Source organism: Flexivirga endophytica (genome assembly GCF_014640635.1).
Lineage (GTDB): Bacteria > Actinomycetota > Actinomycetes > Actinomycetales > Dermatophilaceae > Flexivirga > Flexivirga endophytica.
In genome coordinates, this window is record NZ_BMHI01000003.1 from 121,658 (window position 1) to 134,044 (window position 12,387).

Annotated in this window: 12 protein-coding genes; 5 read left to right on the forward strand and 7 right to left on the reverse strand. The window is 67.8% G+C overall.

Going from position 1 to position 12,387, the window contains the following annotated elements; translation table 11 throughout:
* The first annotated feature begins 83 nt into the window (after positions 1-83).
* The 4 genes from IEX71_RS09180 (at position 84) to IEX71_RS09195 (ending at position 4,483) form a co-directional block, all read left to right on the forward strand.
* The gene (locus IEX71_RS09180; protein ID WP_229749609.1) at positions 84-524 is read left to right on the forward strand and encodes a carboxymuconolactone decarboxylase family protein; all 441 of its coding nucleotides are present in this window, start codon (positions 84-86) and stop codon (positions 522-524) included.
* A complete protein-coding gene (locus IEX71_RS09185; protein WP_188836727.1) occupies positions 476-1,384 on the forward strand; it encodes a sigma-70 family RNA polymerase sigma factor in 909 nt (302 codons plus the stop codon). Before IEX71_RS09180 ends, IEX71_RS09185 begins: the two co-directional genes overlap by 49 nt.
* A 142-nt stretch (positions 1,385-1,526) precedes the next feature.
* The gene (locus IEX71_RS09190; RefSeq protein ID WP_229749610.1) at positions 1,527-3,398 is read left to right on the forward strand and encodes a 2-oxoacid:acceptor oxidoreductase subunit alpha; all 1,872 of its coding nucleotides are present in this window, start codon (positions 1,527-1,529) and stop codon (positions 3,396-3,398) included.
* Positions 3,395-4,483: a 2-oxoacid:ferredoxin oxidoreductase subunit beta gene (locus tag IEX71_RS09195; protein WP_188836728.1), complete on the forward strand. Its 1,089-nt coding sequence runs from the start codon at positions 3,395-3,397 to the stop codon at positions 4,481-4,483. Before IEX71_RS09190 ends, IEX71_RS09195 begins: the two co-directional genes overlap by 4 nt.
* 5 nt (positions 4,484-4,488) lie before the next feature.
* On the opposite strand, the gene IEX71_RS09200 is transcribed toward IEX71_RS09195, so the two are convergent.
* A complete protein-coding gene (locus tag IEX71_RS09200) occupies positions 4,489-5,415 on the reverse strand; it encodes a hypothetical protein (protein WP_188836729.1) in 927 nt (308 codons plus the stop codon).
* 121 nt (positions 5,416-5,536) lie between these two features.
* Between IEX71_RS09200 and rarD the strand changes: the two genes are divergently transcribed.
* Entirely contained in the window at positions 5,537-6,505 is a 969-nt protein-coding gene (rarD, locus tag IEX71_RS09205; protein WP_188836730.1) for an EamA family transporter RarD, read from the forward strand.
* A 334-nt stretch (positions 6,506-6,839) separates the two neighbouring features.
* Here rarD and IEX71_RS09210 read toward each other — a convergent pair whose 3' ends face one another.
* From IEX71_RS09210 to IEX71_RS09235, 6 genes are all read right to left on the reverse strand, one after another.
* Entirely contained in the window at positions 6,840-7,376 is a 537-nt protein-coding gene (locus IEX71_RS09210) for an SRPBCC family protein (protein ID WP_188836731.1), read from the reverse strand.
* Positions 7,373-7,690, reverse strand: a complete 318-nt coding sequence (locus tag IEX71_RS09215; RefSeq protein WP_188836732.1) for an ArsR/SmtB family transcription factor — start codon at positions 7,688-7,690, stop codon at positions 7,373-7,375. Before IEX71_RS09215 ends, IEX71_RS09210 begins: the two co-directional genes overlap by 4 nt.
* 434 nt (positions 7,691-8,124) lie before the next feature.
* Positions 8,125-9,423, reverse strand: coding sequence for a D-arabinono-1,4-lactone oxidase (locus IEX71_RS09220; protein WP_188836733.1), 1,299 nt, complete (start codon positions 9,421-9,423; stop codon positions 8,125-8,127).
* Positions 9,416-10,594, reverse strand: coding sequence for an alanine racemase (locus IEX71_RS09225; protein WP_229749611.1), 1,179 nt, complete (start codon positions 10,592-10,594; stop codon positions 9,416-9,418). Before IEX71_RS09225 ends, IEX71_RS09220 begins: the two co-directional genes overlap by 8 nt.
* The gene (locus tag IEX71_RS09230) at positions 10,591-11,193 is read right to left on the reverse strand and encodes a TetR/AcrR family transcriptional regulator (protein ID WP_188836734.1); all 603 of its coding nucleotides are present in this window, start codon (positions 11,191-11,193) and stop codon (positions 10,591-10,593) included. The genes IEX71_RS09225 and IEX71_RS09230 overlap by 4 nt, the downstream gene beginning before the upstream one ends.
* An 83-nt stretch (positions 11,194-11,276) precedes the next feature.
* On the reverse strand, positions 11,277-12,263 hold the full coding sequence (locus tag IEX71_RS09235) for a polyprenyl synthetase family protein (protein ID WP_188836735.1): 987 nt from the start codon (positions 12,261-12,263) through the stop codon (positions 11,277-11,279).
* Positions 12,264-12,387: the final 124 nt, after the last annotated feature.

Genomic DNA, 12,387 nt, shown 5'->3' on the forward strand with positions numbered 1-12,387 from the left:
GCGGGCCTGCTCGCGTTGTCACGTTCTGAGGGCCGCCGTTCGTCATACCTGAAGACAGAGCAGAACGCTCGGAAGGAGCAACGATGGAACCACGGATGAAGATCGCGAACGTTGTACCCGAGGCCTACGAGAAGGTGATCGCGCTCGAGCAGTACGCCTCGGCGAACGTCGACCCCACCCTCTACGAGCTGGTCAAGTTGCGCGCCTCGATGATCAACGGCTGCGGATTCTGCATCGACATGCACAGCCATGACGCGATGAAGGCCGGCGAGAAGCCGCAGCGACTCTTCGAGTTGATGGCCTGGCGTGAGGTCGGTTGCTACACCGACAAGGAACGCGCCGCCCTCGCCCTGGTCGACCAGGTCACCCGACTCGGCGAGGAGGGCGTCACCGACGAGGTGTGGGACAACGCCGCGGACGAGTTCAGCGAGGAAGAGCTCGCCAACCTGTTGGTCGCGATTGCGACAATCAATGTGTGGAACCGCGTCGCCATACCGACCAGGATGCAGCCGCCGAAGCGGTGAGAGCACCCGCCGACCACGCAGCCCAGGCCTCCGCGCGCGCAGCGGTCTGGGCTGCTGCACGCGGCCGGATGCTCGCGCACGCCTATCGGATGCTGGGCTCCTGGCAGGACGCCGAAGACGTCGTCCAGGAGGCGTGGCTGCGTATGGCGACAGCCGACGACATACGCACACCCGACTCGTTCCTGACGACGACGGTGACCCGGCTGGCGATCGACCGGCTGCGGCAGCGAAAGCGCCGCCAGGAGGACTACATCGGCCCGTGGATCGCCGAGCCCGTCGCTTCCGACCTGTTGCCGGAGGACGCGGCGATCGACCGGGATCTGTTGTCGCTGGCGGCAATTCAGCTGTTGGAACGACTCACCCCGCCGGAGCGGGCGACCTACGTGTTGCGTACCGGTTTCGCCTACTCGTTCCGCGACATCGGCGTCGTCATCGACCACACCGAGAGCGCGTGCCGGCAGCTGTATCGCCGGGCGACCGCTCGACTCGGCGCCGATGCGCGCTTCGACGCCGACCCCTCGACGCACGGCCGGCTGCTCGACGCGCTGCTGCACGCGGCGCGGGACGGCGCCCTGCGCGAGTTGGAGACATTGCTCGCCCATGAGGCCGTGTTGTGGGCCGACGGTGGCGGCAAGGTCAGCTCCGCTCTCAAGCCGATCCACGGGCGAGTCAAGATCGCCCGTTTCCTGGTCGGGATCACCCGCGAGCACGACGTGATTCGCGTCGCCGACATCAACGGCCTACCGACCCTGGAGATCCACCCCGACGGCCTCACCCGGTTCATCAGTCTCAGGGTGCGGGACGGGCTGATCGACGAGTTGCTCGTGCCCGGCAACCCCGACAAGCTCGGCGCGACCTGAGTCGAGCTGCACTACTTCCCGACGCCGACCAAAACCTCCAGCCGACTCGAACTATAAGTTTGAGTTATGCATATCCACCCGGCTGTAATCGGTGGAGGCGGGCCGCGTAGATTTGGTCGTAGATCCAATAGCGGGAGAACCAGTGAGCAACCTGAAACAGATCAACAGCGTCGTCGTGCGGTTCGCCGGAGACTCCGGGGACGGCATGCAGCTGACCGGCGATCGCTTCACCAGCGACTCCGCCGTGCTCGGCAACGACCTGTCGACGCTGCCCAACTTCCCGGCGGAGATCCGCGCACCTCAGGGGACGCTCCCCGGCGTCTCCAGCTTCCAGGTGCACTTCGCCGACCACAGCGTCCTGACTCCCGGCGATGCGCCGGACGTGCTCGTCGCGATGAACCCGGCAGCCCTGAAGGCCAACCTCGGCGACCTGCCGCGTGGGTCGACGATCATCGTCAACACCGACGAATTCACCAAGCGCAACCTGTCCAAGGTCGGCTACACGGACAACCCGTTGGACGACGACTCGCTCGATGCCTGGCAGGTCCACCCGGTGCCGCTGACGTCGATCACCGTCGAAGCGCTCGCCGACTTCGACCTGGGCCGCAAGGACAAGGAGCGCGCGAAGAACATGTTCGCGCTCGGCCTGTTGTCCTGGATGTACACCCGCACCCTCGACGGCACCCGTGCGTTCCTGGCCACCAAGTTCGCCGACCAGCCGGACATCCTGGAGGCCAACCTGGCCGCGCTGCGCGCGGGTCATGCGTATGGCGAGACCACCGAGGCGTTCTCGGTGCAATACGCGGTGGCTCCGGCGCCGATGGAGGCCGGGACCTACCGCAACATCACCGGCAACGTCGCCCTGGCCTACGGGCTCACGACCGCGGCACACCGCGCGAAACTACCGCTCGTGCTCGGCAGCTATCCGATCACGCCGGCCTCCGACCTGCTGCACAACCTGTCCCGTCTCAAGCACTTCGGGGTCACGACGATCCAGGCCGAGGACGAGATCGCGGCGATCGGCACCGCGCTCGGTGCGTCGTTCGGCGGATCTATCGGGGTCACCACCACCAGCGGCCCGGGTCTCGCGTTGAAGTCCGAAACCATCGGTCTCGGAGTCTCGTTGGAGCTTCCGCTGGTCATCATCGACGTGCAGCGCGGTGGGCCGTCGACGGGTCTGCCGACCAAGACCGAGCAGGCCGACCTGCTGCAGGCGATGTTCGGCCGCAACGGTGAGTCCCCGGTCGCGGTGATCGCAGCCAACTCTCCCTCCGACTGTTTCGACGCGGCGGTCGAGGCGGTGCAGATCGCGACCACCTACCGCACACCGGTCATCCTGCTCAGTGACGGCTACCTGGCCAACGGCTCGCAACCCTGGCGATTGCCGACCGACATCGACCACCTCCCCTCGGTGAGTGTCGAGTTCGCGACCGAGCCGAACGCCACCGACGCCAAGGGCAATCCGACCTTCCACCCCTACGTCCGCGACGAGCAAACCCTCGCACGCCCGTGGGCCGTCCCCGGCACACCGGGTCTGGAGCACCGGGTCGGTGGCATCGAGAAGGCCGACGGCACCGGCGACATCAGCTACGACCCGGCCAACCACGACCACATGGTCCGCACCCGCCAGGCCAAGATCGACGGCATCACGGTCCCCGACATCGAGGTCGACGACCCGAGTGATGACGCGAAACTCCTTGTCCTCGGCTGGGGTTCGACATACGGACCGATCGCGGCGGGCGCGCGCCTGGCCCGTGCGACCGGCGCGAAGGTCGCGCGCGCGCACCTGCGCAACCTCGCACCACTGCCGGCCAACCTCGGCGATGTGCTGCGCCGCTACGAGCGGGTCGTCCTGCCGGAGATGAACCTCGGCCAGCTCGCCCTGCTGCTGCGCGGCAAATACCTCGTCGACATACAGAGCCACACGGCGGTGCGTGGGTTGCCCTTCACCGGAGCGGAGATCGCAGCGGTGATCGGCGAACACCTGGACGTCCTGGAAGGGAGCCCCTCATGACCTCCTCGATCGATCTCGGTATGCCCGGCGCCAGCGGCGTCGCGGGCGTTCCGCTGCTGGCCGACGGCGAGAAGCAGACCAAGCGCGACTTCACTTCCGATCAGGAGGTGCGCTGGTGCCCCGGTTGCGGCGACTACATCATCCTCAACGCGGTGCAGAGCTTCCTGCCGGAGCTCGGACTGCGCAGGGAGAACATCGTTTTCATCTCCGGGATCGGCTGCTCGAGCCGCTTCCCCTACTACCTCGACACCTACGGCATGCACTCGATCCACGGGCGCGCGCCGGCGATCGCGACCGGGCTGGCCACCAGCCGGCCGGACCTGTCGGTGTGGGTCGTCACCGGCGACGGCGACGCGCTGTCGATCGGCGGCAACCACCTGATCCACGCGCTGCGCCGCAACGTCAACCTCAAGATCCTGCTCTTCAACAACAAGATCTATGGCCTGACCAAGGGGCAGTACTCCCCCACCTCGGACATCGGCGCGATCACCAAGTCGACCCCGCTCGGCTCGGTCGACCAGCCGTTCAACCCGGTCTCGCTCGCGCTCGGCGCGGAGGCGACTTTCGTTGCGCGCACGATGGATTCGGACCGCAAGCACCTCACCGACGTGCTGCGCGCGGCCGCTCAGCACCGCGGGACCGCACTGGTGGAGATCTACCAGAACTGCCCGATCTTCAACGACGGCGCGTTCGACGTCCTCAAGGACGCCGACGAAGGAGAGGGCCGCATCCTGCGACTGGGCGACGGCGAGCCGGTGCGTTCCGGAGAGGGTGAGCAGGCGCGGGTCGTCATACGCAATGCGGACGGCAACCTCGAGCTGGCGCCGGAAGCGACCGCCGATCCCGCACGGGTGCTGCGACACGACACCTCGGCCGACGATCCGTCGACGGCGTTCGCACTCTCACGCCTGGACGGTGCTGCCATGACGAGCGTGCCGATGGGCATCTTCCGCAACGTCCAGCGCCCGACGTATGACGACGGCGTGCGCGCGCAGGTCGCGGCCGCGTCGCCGAACGGTCCGGCGAGCGATGACGAGCTGCTGCAGATGCTGCACGGCAAGGACACCTGGACCGTCGCCGGCTGACACCGTCAGCGGTCCGCGCCGGCGGCGAGGACGCGTTCGTGGTCCTCACGGGTCGGGAACGCATACCAGCGGACGGCCAGCTCGCGGGTCTGCCCGGTCGGCGCCGCGTGCAGTTGCGCATAACGCATGACCAGATCGAGGTACTCACGGTCGAAGCGGATGAGCTCGCGCTCGGTGAGCAACATGCGCGAGCGGCTCCCCTTGACCCAATCGGCGAACTCCGAGTGCTGCGCAGCCGCCCACTCGAACAGCTCGGTCTCCTGCAGGATCTTGCCGTCGTAGAACGCCTCGACCGTTTGCCGGTCCTCGGGACTCAGCGACTCGGCTGCCGGGCGCTGCAACGAGATCGGCACGGCAACCCAGCGGCCGCCGCGACTGCGACGGACATGTCGCGAGCGCCGCAACCCGCGCAACGTCTCCTCGACGACCGACGGCTGCAGACCGGTCAGCTCGATGATCGCCTCCACCGTGGCCGGTCCGTCCTCCAACGCCTCCAGGATCTGCGCCGTGCTCGGCCGGCGCTGCAGTCGCACGTCCTCCGCAGTGAGCGTATGGCGCGCCATACCACCGGAGAGCAGTTGCCGGCCGGAGACGAGAAGCACCACCGCCAAAGGGATTTCGACGACACAAGCCATCGCGATACTCGCCCAGTCGTCCGGCGCGCCCCAGTCGAGCACGATGTCGAACCAGGCGTCACAGCCGAGCAACGCGGCGGTCGCGGTCATCACCGAGGTCGCCATCCGGTGCCGGCGTCGGCCGAGCCACAGTGCGCAAGCGAGCAGCAGCATCAGAGCGATGTCGAACCCCACCCACGCCACCCGCCACCCGTCGGCCTGATGGCTGGCCGGCAGAGTACGTCCGAGGTAGGTCGTCCACGGCAGCAGCACGGCCGCGCAGACAGCGAGCAACACCAGCAGGAGGCGTCGGATCATGGCTCAACGGTATGCCGTGCAGGACCGCCCGTCCCGCCGTCGGGCATGCTGCAGTCGCACTTCACAGTAGTGAAGGAGATTTCGCTGGTGCTACATCGTGGCCGTGCGTGACAGTGGAACAATGACCGCTGTGCAGACCACCTCGTCGAAGACCGTGCCCCACGGGGCTTCGACGAAGGACGGCAACGGCGCGACATACGGCTTCCTGGCCTATCTGATCTGGGGCGCGTTTCCGCTCTACTTCAACGCGCTCAAGCCGGCCGGCGCCTGGGAGGTGCTGTCGCACCGCATCGTGTGGACGCTCGTCGTCTGCCTGGTCGCGCTCGCGGTCACCCGCAACCTGTCCTTCCTGCGTCGCCTGGCGGCGAGCCCGCGCCAGCTCGTGGCGACCTCACTCGCGGGCCTGTTCATCGCGGTCAACTGGACGGTCTACATCCAGGCGGTCATCACCGGTCACACGGTGGAGGCCGCGCTCGGCTACTTCCTCAATCCGCTGGTCACGGTCGGCCTCGGCGTGGTCGTGCTCCGTGAGCGTCTGCGGCTGATGCAGTGGGTCGCTGTCGGCGTCGGTGCGCTTGCCTGCGTCTACCTCGCCATCGACTACGGCCGGCCCCCGTGGATCTCGGTCGTGCTGGCGCTCTCCTTCGCCAGCTACGGCTTCATGAAGAAGCGCATCGGCGGCTCCCTGACCGCCATCGAGAGCCTCACCGCCGAGAGCGCCGTGCTCACGCCGATCGCGATCGGCGTGCTGATCGTGGTCGGTATGACGGGCAACGCGACCTTCAACGGGCACGGCACCGGCCACTCCGTGCTGTTGCTCTGTGCGGGCATCGTCACCGCCGTGCCGCTGTTGCTCTTCGCGGCGGCGGCCAGCCGGGTGCCGCTGGTGACGATCGGGATGCTGCAGTTCATCACGCCGATCCTGCAGCTGCTGTGCGGCGTGCTGTTGCTCGGCGAGCACATGCCGATCGCGCGCTGGATCGGCTTCGCCATCGTCTGGGTCGCCCTGATCCTGCTGACAATCGACTCCCTCACCGCTGGCACCCGGGCGCGGCGGCTCGCGCGTGCGGCCGAGAACTGCGCGATCTGACCTGCCTCGGTGCTGCTCGCCGTCGACCCTCGTCGATTCCCGCGGTCATAGGCCTCCCCAGTGTCACGCCCCGCACGCCCAACACCCGGCAACACGGTCATAAGTCTCCCCAGTGTCACGCCCCGCACGCCCAACACCCGGCAACACGGTCATAAGTCTCCCCAGTGTCACGCCCCGCACGCCCAACACCCGGCAGCACGGTCATAGGTCTCCCCAGTGTCACGCCCCGCACGCCCAACACCCGGCAATGCGCTCGTAGATCGACACTGGGGAGACACCCGCACGTCCCACGGCGTCGACGTGCAGCCGTCGACGACCTCGGCCCGGGCGTGTGTCAGACGCTCGCCTTCTCGTAGATCGGGATGAGCTCCTGGAAGCGCGCGTCGAACGCCGCAGCAGGGCGCTGCGCCGACCAGCCACCGGGATGCACCGGTTCCCCGGTCGCGAGCGTGGTGGCCAGGTCCTCCAGGTGGGCCTGCCAACCGGAGCAGTAGAAGTGCATTCCGTCGGCCGGAAGACCGCGCTGCTCGACCACCAACCGGGTCTTCAGTCCTTCGGCGGTGAGCCATGCCTCGGTCTCGCCGCCGTCGTCGGCGTCCGGCTCGTGGCGCAGCAACAGGTGGTGCGGCGCCTCGCACACCTCGATCCGCGACGGTCCACTGGCGGTGCTCGTGTAGGTCATTTCGACGATGCCGCCGACCCGGAGGTCACCGGACACCTGCGCGATCCAGCGGGCGAGCCGCTCCGGCTTTGTGCATGCCTCCCACAGGTCGTCGATGTCGGTGTCGTAGACGTCCTCAACCCGGATCGCGCCGTGCGTTTCGTCCAGCTTCCGTGTGGTGGCAAGGGTTTTCGCATTTGCAGTGGTCACTTCCGCGCCTTCTTTCCTCGAGCGATCTCGGTGTGCAGCGCGTCGAGGCGGTTCTCCCACAGGGCGCGGTAGTCCGCCAGCCAGTCGTCGACCGGCACGAGCGCTTCCGGACGTAGCGCGTAGATCCGTCGTTGCGCCTCCTGGCGCACATCGACCAGCCCGGCTTCCCTCAACACCCGAAGGTGCCGAGAGACTCCGGGACGCGCGATCGGCAACGCGTCGGCCAGCTCGCCGGCCGTCGCTTCGTGGTCACGCAGGATCTTCAACACCGTGCGTCGGCTCGGATCGGCCAGCGCCTGCAGAACTGCGTCCATCGCAGCAATGTACCAATATGGGTACATACCCGCAAGGCTACATACTTGCCGCACAGCACCTCATCGATGCTGCAGGCCCGGCCGCCAGGCACCTTGCGATGTGTCCTGCAGAAGGTGCGCGACGTGTTCCGCACGATCTGCCGTCCCCACGGCCGCCGACCGAGGGTGCGCAGACCAAGGACCAGCAGCAGGTGCGGTGGGGCGCACCTGCTGCTGGTCCGAAATCGCCGAATGCGGCGCGAGGGCAAATCGGCCGGCAAAAGGTGCGCCGCGGCCCGCGGGCCCGCGGGCCCGCCGCCCCACTTGCCGAAGGGACAGGGGATTGCCGACAGGACAGGCCCTGGGGACCTCCTGACGCCCAATTTGGGTCGATTCCCCTGTCCCCTCGACGAACGGGTGTCCTTTCGGCGAGAAGGGTGGGGCGCCGAAAGCGGCTATCCCAGGACCTTGTCGAGGTAGGGGTTGGTGAACACCCGCTGCGGGTCGAGGCGGTCACGGAGTGCGACGAAGTCGTCGAACTTCGGGTAGCGAGAACGGAGTTCGGTGGCGCCGAGGTCGTGCATCTTGCCCCAGTGGGGTCGCGCGTCGAGGCCGTCGAGCATCGACCAGAACGCGTCGAAGTAGCGGCGGTGGTCACGCCCGGCGTACTGATGTATGGCGATGTAGCCCGACTCCCGTTCGTGCGCCGTCGACAACCACAGGTCGTCCGCGGCGGCGAACCGCACCTCCACCGGGAAGGTCACGACCTCCACCTTGCGGGACAACCAGGACCGCAGCTCGCGCAGCAGGTCCGGCACAGCCGTACGCGGTATGGCGATCTCGGTCTCTCGGAAGACGACATCCCGCTCGGAGGCGAAGACCCGGTAGGACCAGTCGGTGAACTCCCGGCGCGACAAGGCACGCGCGGAGACCTGGTTCATGGCCGGGATGATGCGCGGGGTCCGGGTCGTGGCCTTGTTGAGCGCGCCGAAGAGCTTGTTGGACAGCAGATCGTCGTCGAGCCGGGAACGCCAGGCCGGCAACGGCGCACGCTGGGACTCATCGGTCAGCCGGGTGTTGGTCTTGGTGAGCACCCGGTCGGTGTGCGGGAACCAGTAGAACTCGAAATGGTCTGTGCCATCTACACGTTCGTCGATGCCATCGAGCACTTCGTCGAGCGACGCTGGGGCCTCGACCGCTCGCAGCAGGAACTTCGGCACGCACTGGATCTCCAGCGCGGTGACGATGCCGAGCGCGCCGAGGCTGAGCGCGACCGCCGGCAACAGTTCGGCGTTCTCGGTCTCGGTCACCCGCAGCAACGAGCCGTCGGCCTGCACCAGCTCGACACCGGTCAGCTGGCCGGCTAACCCGGTGAAGCCGACGCCGGTCCCGTGCGTGCCGGTCGACACAGCGCCGGCTATCGTCTGCCGGTCGATGTCGCCGAGATTGGTCATCGCCAGGCCGCGCCGGTGCAGCTCCGGGCCGAGCACGTGCAAAGACGTGCCCGCGTGCACCCACACCCGACCGGTGGACTCGTCGACCGAACGAACTCCGGACAACCGATCCATCCGGACGAGCACGTCGGTCGGCTCCGCGATGCCGGTGAACGAATGCCCCGCACCGACCGCCTTCACGCGACGCCCAGCGAGCATCGACTCCTCGCACAACAACTGCAGGTGCGGCACATCCCGCACCATGACCGTCTCCTCCGGCCGGCTCGTGACCGTGCCGGCCCAGTTGCTCCACTCAGCCAAAGTTCTGTCCTTCTCCGCGATAGGTCGGCATCCGGTCGACGATCGCACCGTCACACACCAGCACGATCTCGTTGAAGCGCTCGCACATCTCCCCCGCCTTGGCGTGCCGGAACCACACCAGGTCACCCAGCCCCAGGGACTGAGCTGCCTTGCCGCGCAACGGTGTCTGCACTTCTCCAGCGCCCTCGGTGCGGATCAGCTGCAGGCCCCCGGGGTGCACCGGCCGCGGCGACCGCGATGCTCCCGCAACACCGGACGCGGCATACCCGCCACTGAACGCCACCGCCACGTCACGCCGCGGCTTGCGCACCACGGGCGTGCCGAAGAACGCCGCGGGGTGCAGGTCGGTGTCGTCATACCCGTCGAAGAGCGTGGGTGTGAAAAGCCCTGACCCGGCTGCGAGTTCGGTGACGGACGAGTCCCAGTCGGCGTGCAGACTGCCGGTGCCGCCGGCGTTGACGAGCTCCAGCTCGGCATGCTGCTCCACGGCGGCCCGCACCTCCTGGCGACGCACGCGCAGGTCGTCGGCGGACTTCCGCTTCACCAGCCGTATGGCGGCACTGCTGTCCTGCATCCCCGCGATCTGGGCATCGTAGAACATCAGCCCGACAAGTTGCGCGGAGTTGAATCCTGCTGCAATGCGGGCGAATTCGCCAGCTTGCTCAGGTGAGTGCACGCTCGAGCGATGCACGCCGAGGTGCACGGGCCCGAGGTCCAACGAACTGTCGACGTCGAGGCAGACCCGCACGCTCTGTCCGTCGGCAGCGCGCTCGATCAACTGCAGGTGCTCCGGCAGGTCGACCATGAAGGTGACCCGCTCGCGCAACGTCGCATCGGCCGCGACTGCGCCGATGGTCGCGGCATCGACCGTCGGGTAAGCGACGAGCACATCGGTCACCCCGTGCTCTGCGAGCCATCGCGCTTCGGCCGCCGAGTAGGCGAGCACACCGTGGTATCCGGGCTCCGCGAGCACCTTGTCGATCAGTCCTCGGACGCGAATCGACTTGGATGCCAGGCGGATCGGCAGCCCATTCGCCCGTGACCGCATCTCGGCAATGTTGTGCTCGCAAGCCGTCAGGTCGAGAGCAGCGATGGGAGCACCGGCCTCGGTGATCGCGTCCCAGACCGCCGTCCGCTCACCGCGGCTGCCACGTCGCAGCGGAAGCCTCACGCCTGCTCCGCCCCGGAGTCGATGACCACGGCGAGTAACCGCGCGAAGGTCTCCATGACCACCTGCGCCTGGTCGTCGTCGTTGTTCACGATCCAGGCGAGGCTGACTCCGTCGGTCACCGCTATCACCAGTCGCGCCAACACCGTCGGGTCGACGGGCAGCGTGCGGCCGAGGTCCTGGGCATAGGCACGTATGGCGCCGAGGACCGCGCCATACGCACGATCGATCAGCCGGCGGGCGATCTCCCGGCTCGCGTCGTCACCGCGCGAGAGGTGCGTCAACAGTTCGTAGATCAGCAGCTGACGGCGGCGGTCGCTGCCGATCTGCTCCCAGTAGGAGCGGAACGCGGTCACCAGCGCCTGGTCGGTCGGCAACGACTCCAGCAACGCGACGTCGATGGTGGGCTGCTCGATGCTGTCCGCGACGGCACTGATCAGGGCTGCCTTGGAACCGAAGCAGTAGTGCACGGTGCCGAGCGGCACGCCGGCTTCCTGGGCGATGCGGCGAACGGTCGCGGCATCGAGCCCCTCGGCGACCGCGACCCGCACCGTCGCGTCGATCAGCTCGACCCGGCGATCCTCGGCAGACAGACGTGGCATGCGCGCAAGTCTACCCACCTACTTGGACGCCCGTCCATGAATCCGGCGGCTATCCTCGTCGACCCGCACCAGCGCGACACCAATCAGGCCGTGCGCGAAGCCACCTGCCCGGGCAGGTCCCGCAAAACCGCGAGGGCGTCGCTGTCGCCGAGCGGCTCGAGGAGCGCCACCGCCTGCTCCGCCACTGCAGCCGTATGGCGCTGAGCCTGCTCCAGGGCCGGGTGCGAACGCAGCAGCTGCAGCGCCTCCGCGTGCTCGGCGTCATCGAGCAGCGGCCGTGACACCAGGTCCTGCAGACGTGCGTCGGCAGGGTCCTTGGAGGCGCGGACGTAGAGGACGGGCAACGTGGTGACGCCCTCCCGAAGGTCGGTGCCCGGGGTCTTGCCGGACTCCTCGGAGACGATGTCGAGCACGTCGTCGGACAGCTGGAAGACCATGCCGACGTATTCGCCGTACTGCCGCAGCAGCTCCACGGTCTCCGCCGAGCAACCGCCGAACATCGCGCCGTAGCGGGCTGCGGTGGCGATCAGCGAGCCGGTCTTGTCCGCCAGCACACCGAGATAGTGCTCCATCGGATCGGCGTCGGCAGGAGCCTGCCGATCGTCCCTGATCTGTCCGGCGCACAGGCGGACGAAGGTCTGCGCCTGGATCCGCGCGGCCTCGCTGCCCAACCCCGCGACGATCTCCGACGCGCGGCCGAAGAGCAGGTCTCCGACGATGATCGCGGTGATGTTGTCGTATTCGGCGTTGACACTGGCCTTGCCGTGCCGCCGCTCGGCGGCGTCCATCACGTCGTCGTGGTAGAGCGACGCGATGTGGGTCAGCTCGACCCCGACCGCCGCGTCGATGACCGCGTCGTTGACACCGCTGCCGAGCTCGGAGGTGAGCAGCGTCAGCAGCGGGCGGAAGCGCTTGCCTCCGGTCAGCAGGTGCTGCGAGGCACCGGCGATGAACTCGTCCTCGTGCTGCACCACCTCGACCAACCGCGACTCGACCGAGGCGAGACCGCCGGTGAGCCGGTCGGCCAGCGCATCGCTGGCCGACGGCATCAAGCTTGCGGCTTTACCCATGAACTACTTCTCCTTGGCCGGGGCCCCCGCGAAGTATTCGGAGGAGCACGGCGGGGTCCCCACGGAGTATCGGAGCGAGGCACGAGCGGAGAACTCCGTGGGGTGCCGGAGCGGGGGAGAAACT

Bases quoted from the DNA above. Each gene is read 5' to 3' on its own strand.
- IEX71_RS09235 (WP_188836735.1), bottom strand. From the start codon at position 12,263: ATGGGTAAAGCCGCAAGCTTGATGCCGTCGGCCAGCGATGCGCTGGCC.
- IEX71_RS09195 (WP_188836728.1), top strand. From the start codon at position 3,395: ATGACCTCCTCGATCGATCTCGGTATGCCCGGCGCCAGCGGCGTCGCG.
- IEX71_RS09200 (WP_188836729.1), bottom strand. From the start codon at position 5,415: ATGATCCGACGCCTCCTGCTGGTGTTGCTCGCTGTCTGCGCGGCCGTG.
- IEX71_RS09230 (WP_188836734.1), bottom strand. From the start codon at position 11,193: ATGCCACGTCTGTCTGCCGAGGATCGCCGGGTCGAGCTGATCGACGCG.
- IEX71_RS09215 (WP_188836732.1), bottom strand. From the start codon at position 7,690: ATGGACGCAGTTCTGCAGGCGCTGGCCGATCCGAGCCGACGCACGGTG.
- IEX71_RS09180 (WP_229749609.1), top strand. From the start codon at position 84: ATGGAACCACGGATGAAGATCGCGAACGTTGTACCCGAGGCCTACGAG.
- rarD (WP_188836730.1), top strand. From the start codon at position 5,537: ATGACCGCTGTGCAGACCACCTCGTCGAAGACCGTGCCCCACGGGGCT.